Genomic DNA, 980 nt, shown 5'->3' with positions numbered 1-980 from the left:
TCATCACGCTCGGGCGGCCGCCGACGCGGCCCTGGCTGCGTGCGTAGTCGAGGCCGCGCTGCGTGTTGTCCCGGATGGTGTCGACGCGGAGCTGCGCGAACACGGCGACGATGCCGTAGAGCGCTCGGCCCATCGGGGTTGTCGTGTCAATCATGGGTTCGGTGAGGCTGACGATATTGACCTGGCGTGATTCGAGGTCCTGCAGCGTTTCGATCAGCATGCGCTCACTGCCGGTTAGCCGGTCGAGGCGGCGGACCTTGAGGGTGTCCCCCGGTCGGAGGTAGTCGAGGCATGCGAGCCACTGCGGACGGTCGGTGACACGGCTGGATTCGCCGTGGTCGACGAACACGCGTTCGCAGCCGGCGGCGAGCAGCTCCGCCTTCTGCGCCTCGGGGTTCTGCTCTCGCTTCGAGACGCGGGCGTATCCGACTTCGTGTGCCATGTCGAAAACGGTACTGCCGATGTTTCGGCGCGTTTAGGTTTCGGCAGGGGGTTTCGGCGGATCGATTCTCGGCGTGTCGCGCACCTGGTCGTCGACGTCGGCGACCGCGCCGTAAACGATCAGTTTCGAGCGTTTGCGGGAACCTACAAGACGAGTGGGAAACTCATGTTGTGCGAGTTGCCGATCTAAGACTGCCCTTTTTCGCTTCGACGATCGGCAACGCAACCGGCGAACCGGCGATCGTTCTGCCGGGCGGACCCTGCCGCGGCCCTGAGTACCTAGGCGACTTCGCCGGCCTCGGGAACGATCGCTCCCTTGTTGTGCTGCACCCACGGGGCACACCACGCAGCGGAGGGCTCTCCCGCGGGTGGTGGGCTGACGCGGCGGACGTTATAACGCTCGCCGACGCGCTCGGTCTCGAATCGATAGACCTCGTTGCCCACTCGGCGGGAACTCGGCTCGCACTCGCCACGGCAACGCAGTTTCCAGATCGGGTACGCTCCATGGCACTCATAACGCCCCCGGCAACCTGGCTGAC

Annotated in this window: 2 protein-coding genes; one reads left to right on the top strand and one right to left on the bottom strand. The window is 65.4% G+C overall.

Annotation, left to right across the window (positions count from 1 at the left end):
• On the bottom strand, positions 1-442 hold a 442-nt coding region (locus KZA10_RS16120; RefSeq protein WP_218683392.1), incomplete at its 3' end, for a recombinase family protein.
• Between KZA10_RS16120 and KZA10_RS18640 the strand changes: the two genes are divergently transcribed.
• Positions 436-980 (top strand): alpha/beta hydrolase (locus tag KZA10_RS18640; RefSeq protein ID WP_308289698.1); only part of this gene is annotated, 545 nt, incomplete at its 3' end. The genes KZA10_RS16120 and KZA10_RS18640 overlap by 7 nt on opposite strands.

Origin of the sequence: Microbacterium sp. BF1 (genome assembly GCF_019279095.1) — a bacterium.
Classification (GTDB): Bacteria; Actinomycetota; Actinomycetes; order Actinomycetales; family Microbacteriaceae; genus Microbacterium; species Microbacterium maritypicum.
This window is presented reverse-complemented; position numbering and strand designations above follow the sequence as displayed.